Source organism: Domibacillus robiginosus (assembly GCF_000966195.1).
GTDB classification, from domain to species: domain Bacteria; phylum Bacillota; class Bacilli; order Bacillales; family Domibacillaceae; genus Domibacillus; species Domibacillus robiginosus.
In genome coordinates this window covers 1-5,395 of the sequence record NZ_LAHL01000096.1, presented here as the reverse complement: position 1 = coordinate 5,395, position 5,395 = coordinate 1, and the positions used below count along the sequence as shown (strand labels likewise).

Annotated in this window: 5 protein-coding genes, 1 pseudogene and 1 other annotated feature; of the genes and pseudogenes, 1 reads left to right on the top strand and 5 read right to left on the bottom strand. The window is 45.1% G+C overall.

Translation table 11 applies throughout. The features are described from left to right. Nucleotides 1-79 precede the first annotated feature (79 nt). From serS to VP97_RS22910, 4 genes are all read right to left on the bottom strand, one after another. Nucleotides 80-1,360 carry a serine--tRNA ligase gene (gene serS / locus VP97_RS22925; RefSeq protein ID WP_050184504.1) on the bottom strand — a complete coding sequence of 427 codons (1,281 nt, stop codon included), beginning with the start codon at nt 1,358-1,360 and terminating at the stop codon, nt 80-82. A 42-nt stretch (nt 1,361-1,402) separates the two neighbouring features. Then, nucleotides 1,403-1,625, bottom strand: a binding site (T-box leader). 32 nt (nt 1,626-1,657) lie between these two features. Further along, nucleotides 1,658-2,251 carry a pyridoxal 5'-phosphate synthase glutaminase subunit PdxT gene (gene pdxT, locus VP97_RS22920; RefSeq protein ID WP_050184503.1) on the bottom strand — a complete coding sequence of 198 codons (594 nt, stop codon included), beginning with the start codon at nt 2,249-2,251 and terminating at the stop codon, nt 1,658-1,660. After that, complete coding sequence (pdxS, locus tag VP97_RS22915; protein WP_050184502.1) at nt 2,251-3,132, bottom strand: pyridoxal 5'-phosphate synthase lyase subunit PdxS; 882 nt, start codon at nt 3,130-3,132, stop codon at nt 2,251-2,253. The genes pdxT and pdxS overlap by 1 nt, the downstream gene beginning before the upstream one ends. Before the next feature lie 108 nt (nt 3,133-3,240). Further along, nucleotides 3,241-4,581, bottom strand: coding sequence for a D-alanyl-D-alanine carboxypeptidase family protein (locus VP97_RS22910; RefSeq protein ID WP_050184501.1), 1,341 nt, complete (start codon nt 4,579-4,581; stop codon nt 3,241-3,243). A gap of 116 nt (nt 4,582-4,697) precedes the next feature. Here VP97_RS22910 and VP97_RS24150 point away from each other — a divergent pair, with 116 nt between their 5' ends. Further along, entirely contained in the window at nt 4,698-4,865 is a 168-nt protein-coding gene (locus VP97_RS24150; RefSeq protein ID WP_156153607.1) for a hypothetical protein, read from the top strand. A gap of 83 nt (nt 4,866-4,948) precedes the next feature. On the opposite strand, the pseudogene guaB reads toward VP97_RS24150, so the two are convergent. Further along, nucleotides 4,949-5,395, bottom strand: a pseudogene (guaB, locus tag VP97_RS22905) (inosine 5'-monophosphate dehydrogenase); the annotation flags it as partial.

Genomic DNA, 5,395 nt, shown 5'->3' with positions numbered 1-5,395 from the left:
CCGGACTTGGGTATTCCTCCGTCGTATCGACAAGAATTAATTTATCACAGGGTAAATTATTCTGTCAACACGATTCCACTTATTTTTTTTCGATTTTTTCTTTGCCGCCCATATACGGACGCAGCACTTCTGGAATGAGAATGCTTCCATCTTCCTGCTGGTAGTTCTCTAAAAGAGCTGCTACCGTACGGCCAATGGCAAGACCTGACCCGTTTAGTGTATGCACATGCTCCGGCTTGCCATTTTTCTCGCGGCGGAAACGGATATTCGCCCGGCGTGCCTGGAAGCCTTCAAAGTTTGAGCAAGAAGAAATTTCTTTATATTCATTGTAGCTTGGCAGCCATACTTCAATATCGTACTTTTTCGCTGCGGTAAAACCGAGGTCCGCAGAACACATATCAAGCACACGGTAAGGAAGACCAAGCAGCTGTAGCACCTTTTCCGCGTGCCCTGTCAGCTTTTCCAGCTCCGTATAAGAATCTTCCGGCTTCACAAAACGAACCATTTCCACTTTGTTAAATTGATGCTGACGGATTAAGCCCCGCGTATCACGACCAGCAGATCCTGCTTCAGAACGGAAGCATGCGCTGTAGGCCGCATAAGCAATCGGCAGGTCCTCGCCATTTAAAATTTCATCACGGTGGTAGTTTGTCACTGGCACTTCCGCTGTTGGAATGAGGAAGTAATCTTCCGCTTCAATTCGGAAAGCATCTTCTTCAAACTTTGGCAGCTGGCCTGTTCCTGTCATACTCGTCCGATTTACCATATACGGTGGCATCATTTCTGTGTAGCCATGCTCTTCCGTGTGCAAATCCAGCATAAAGCTGATAAGAGCACGTTCAAGCTTTGAACCTGCCCCTTTATAAAAGGTAAAACGGCTGCCTGTCACTTTGCCGGCACGCTCGAAATCAAGAATATCCAGGTCCGTTGCTAAATCCCAGTGAGGTTTTGCTTCAAACCCAAACTCCGGCACATTACCCCAAGTCCGAATTTCAACATTATCTTCTTCAGAATCACCCGCCGGTACACTCTCATGCGGAATGTTTGGCATGCGAAGCATTAACTGCTCCAGCTTTTCTTCTGTATCACGAAGGTCAGCATCAAGCTCTTTGATTTTTTCTCCTACTTCACGCATTTCTGCAATAAGTGCATCTGCATCCTGCTTTTCTTTTTTTAAACGGGCTACTTCCTGTGACACGGTATTGCGTTTACTTTTCAATTCTTCTGTTTGGCCCAGCAGCTCGCGGCGCTTTTTCTCCAATTCTTCGAAATCTTCAAATGCGCTCATATCCTCGCCTCGGAATTTCAGGCGCTCTTTTACTTCTGCAAAATGAGACCGCAAATATTTCATATCCAGCATATGCAATTCCTCCTTTAAAAATAAAAAACTTCCGCCCCTATAGAAAGGGACGGAAGTTCGATTCCGCGTTACCACCCTGATTGAAAGCCACACAGCTTTCCTCTCAAACAACGTTTTAACGGCCTGCGCCGGTCAATGCCTACTCTACTCATTTTCAGCATCCCGCTCCGGAACGGATTCACCTGACTTCTACACCGGTTCGCACCATCCACCGGCTCTCTTTGGGAAGAAATATCAGGATACTGGCTTCCTTCATCGCGTTTCACTATTCGATTTGCATTCAATGTACTACATTTTTTATGAATGCGCAAGTAACGCTTTCGCCTGCTTTGCCATCTTCACAAAGTAGGCCGTAATGCGATGGTCATCCGTCAATTCCGGGTGAAAGGAACAGCCGAGATATTGGCCGTTGCGCGCAGCGACAATCCGGCCGTCACATTCTGCCAATACCTCTGTTCCTTCACCAGCCGAGACAATATGCGGCGCACGAATAAAAACAGCATTATAATCATCGGCCACATCTTTAATGGAAAGGTTAGCTTCGAAGCTGTCTTTTTGACGGCCAAATGAGTTTCGTTCAACCTTAATATCCATTAATCCAAGATGCGGCTCATCGTATCCAACAACTTCGCCAGCGAGTAAAATAAGTCCCGCACACGTTCCGAACATCGGGCGTCCAGACTTTCCAAATGCCCGCAGCGGCTCCGTAAAACCGTAGCGGTCCATTAAGCGGCGCATTGTGGTACTTTCACCGCCAGGTAAAATCAACCCATCCAGCTCATCCAGCTGCTTCGGCCACTTTACTACTACGGCCTCTGCTCCGCTTTCTTCTATTGAACGAACATGCTCACGAACGGCACCCTGTAAGCCCAGTACACCGATTTTTGTCATTACCAGCCGCGCTCCTGCATACGATCAGCAGCTGCGATTCCGGCAATTTCAAGACCTTTCATCGGCTCACCAAGCTCTTTTGAAAGTTCGGCAATCAGCTTGTAATCCTGGTAATGAGTAGTTGCTTCTACGATCGCACGGGCAAATTTTGCCGGATTTTCTGATTTAAAAATACCCGATCCAACGAATACGCCGTCTGCTCCAAGCTCCATCATTAGCGCTGCGTCCGCTGGCGTTGCAATACCGCCTGCTGCGAAGTTAACAACTGGAAGGCGTCCTTCTTTTTTAATCTGCATTAACACTTCAAAAGGAGCGCCATGAATTTTTGCTTCTGTCATAATTTCATCTTCGTTCATGTGAACGAGCTTGCGCACCTGTGCATTAACTTTGCGCATATGGCGAACCGCTTCTACAATATTTCCTGTTCCCGGCTCGCCTTTTGTGCGGAGCATAGAAGCACCTTCACCGATACGGCGTGCTGCTTCACCAATATCACGGCATCCGCAAACGAACGGAACGGTAAAATCGCTTTTCAGCAGGTGATATTCTTCATCTGCCGGCGTTAACACTTCACTTTCATCCAGATAATCAACACCCATTGCTTCAAGCACACGAGCTTCTACAATGTGGCCAATACGCGCTTTCGCCATAACTGGGATCGTTACAGCGTTCATCACTTCTTCTACAATACGAGGATCTGCCATACGGGCAACGCCGCCTGCTTTACGGATGTCAGAAGGAACGCGCTCAAGCGCCATAACTGCCACTGCGCCTGCTTCTTCTGCAACTTTCGCCTGCTCTGCATTGACGACATCCATAATGACGCCGCCTTTTTGCATTTCTGCCATTCCTCGTTTTACACGGTCTGTACCTGTATTCATTCCATATTCCTCCTATACTGATCAGAAAGGTCTGATTTTTCGTAAAATACTTTAAATCATAATAAACACGAAAAATCACCTTCTGTCAATAGCAGAAGGTGATTTTCATTAAAACCAACCAGTTATTGTATCTATCAGCCAGTGCCAGCCGTTCGCAATTCCGCCGCCAACTGCCCGCATTGATAAAACAAACCAATTCGCTTTTTCAATGTTCTCGGCAGTTTGCACTTTTGTCTGACCGCCTGCTTTTAAGAAAGGAATCGCTTCTCCTTTTTCATCTTGAACTTCAACAAAACCAACCACTTTACCCTTTTTAACAGGGGCAACCAGCTCATTATTTTCACCTAAATCCGAACTATTTAACGTTATATCTGTCTTATATTTCGCATTTGAAGCTTTTGGCACTAAAATAGACAGCTCAGAAGCCGTTTCAAGTTTTACTTCCTTTTCTTTTCCTTTTTGAACAGGTACCGTTTCGGCTCCTTTTACAGCGCTGCCGGCTGCCGCAATTTCTTTACGCTCAAATTGAGTGAAGCCATAATCCATCAGCTTTTTCATTTCTGTAAAACGAGCGTTATACGTCCCCTCGCCTTTATCATTTGTTGCATTCATTACAATACCGATTAATTTTTGGCCGTTGCGTTCAGCTGTTCCAGTAAAGCAATATCCGGCGAAATCTGTTGTTCCCGTTTTTAGCCCTGTCATGCCCTCATACTCAAAAACAAGAGACGGAAGCATCCAGTTCCAGTTTTCCATGGCAATTTCATCATCAGTTCCCTCACGGAATTTCTTTTTCGCAATTCCCGCTGTTTCAAGAACTTCCGGATAATCATTTACCAGACGGTAAGCAAGCGTCCCCACATCACGGGCTGTCATCGTATTTTCATCTGTTGGTCCACCAGTCGTATGATGACCTTTTAAGTCTTTATTGTTCAATCCAGTTGCATTGACGAATTCTACTTTTTCCATTCCAAGTTCTTTTGCTTTTTTGTTCATCAATTTTACAAATTCTGCCTCTGAACCAGCAATCTTTTCAGCGATAGCAACAGTTGCTGCATTTGCTGAATAAATCGTCATAGCTTCATATAGTTCGCTGATTTTGTAGGAACCATCAGCACGAAGTGGAACGTTCGACAAGCTGCGATCCTGCGATAGTTGGTACACGTATTCTGATACCTGATATGTGTCGTCTAAATCTACTTTGCCTTTTTTCACTGCTTCGAGCAGTAAATACTCTGTCATCATCTTTGACATACTGGCTACACCAAGCTGCTGGCTGCTATTTTTTTCAAACAAAACCTGCCCTGTTTCTCCATCAATTAAAATAGCTGCACCTGCATTTACATCAAAAGCTGCTTTTGCTTTTAATGCTCCAGGAGAAAACAATCCAAAAAACAACAAAATGCTTAATACAATAGCACTGATCCGATACCCATTTCTTTTTCTCACACTTAAAACCCTCCATTTATTATGCGACACTTTCGTTATTGTACCATATACATTCAAGTGAAAAACAGACGAGAAACGACCTAGATACCGTGTAATGGGGAGAAGGAAAGAAAAGATTGGACAATTTGTCGATTCGCCCTGCTGTGCAGCGAAATGCTGCTTTTGTGGTACCTCTTATTATTGAAGCTATTGGTAATATTGTTTACCGGCTGACGGGAAAGCAAGAGAAAAAGCAAGCACGTCTGTTACACGAACGAACCGGCTTTCGAGTAGTAGAATTTTGATACACTGCAGATGAACGATTTTATCATATGATGAAGTTCCTACAAAAAAAGCCTGCCCCTTAAGGGACAGGCTTTTTATTATCTCATAAAGAATAATTTGGCGCTTCTTTTGTAATTTGCACATCATGCGGATGACTTTCACGAAGGCCGGCACCCGTCATGCGGATAAACTGGCTGTCCTCACGCAGCGCTTCAATGTCCTTTGTACCACAGTAACCCATACCTGAACGAAGGCCGCCTGTTAATTGATACAGTGTATCGGAAAGCGGGCCTTTGTAAGGAATACGCCCTTCAATACCTTCTGGGACAAATTTCTTCGCATCTTCCTGAAAGTAACGATCTTTCGAGCCTTTTTCCATCGCACTTACAGATCCCATACCGCGATATACTTTAAAGCGGCGTCCCTGGAAGATTTCAGTTTCACCAGGGCTTTCAGATGTACCAGCAAGCAGGCTGCCAAGCATAACGGCAGAACCGCCAGCTGCAAGTGCTTTAACAATATCACCTGAGTACTTAATGCCACCATCTGC

Coding starts and splice junctions, on each gene's coding strand:
- pdxT (WP_050184503.1), bottom strand. CDS start 2,251: ATGACAAAAATCGGTGTACTGGGCTTACAGGGTGCCGTTCGTGAGCAT.
- pdxS (WP_050184502.1), bottom strand. CDS start 3,132: ATGAATACAGGTACAGACCGTGTAAAACGAGGAATGGCAGAAATGCAA.
- serS (WP_050184504.1), bottom strand. CDS start 1,360: ATGCTGGATATGAAATATTTGCGGTCTCATTTTGCAGAAGTAAAAGAG.